1 protein-coding gene is annotated in these 413 nt (G+C 32.7%); it reads right to left on the reverse strand.

The annotated features are described in order from the left end of the window. Nucleotides 1–19: 19 nt before the first annotated feature. Nucleotides 20–413: PAS domain-containing protein (locus tag AC07RN_RS21380; protein WP_478337283.1), on the reverse strand; the 394-nt coding region annotated here is incomplete at its 5' end.

Genomic DNA, 413 nt, shown 5'->3' on the forward strand with positions numbered 1-413 from the left:
GTACTCTAACACATCTAAACTATCCAATGCTGACATGATCACCTTCCTCAAATTTTAATTTGTTTAGTTCCTTTAGTAACATTTCTGTTTCTTCTTGTCCAAAGCAAGAGCACCCAGATTGTACTTTAGCAATAGCTTCTTCTAGTGAATCATGCCAATCTGTAACATCTCTACCAGTTCCACATGTACCATACATTGAACCAGTTTCATCGTACACTGGACTTTTGTTTACTACAAGTTTCATCATTTTACCATTTATTATTCCATATTCTAAGAATTCTCTAGACGCTTCAGTTCTTATTACAACTTCATCACTATTATTACACACTTCACAAAACGTATGATTTTTGTTACCAACTTTTTCTTTGAATATTTTTGCAAGTTCAATATCATTTCTACCTTGAATGTCATTC

The organism is Lelliottia sp. GFLA7 (assembly GCF_056490165.1).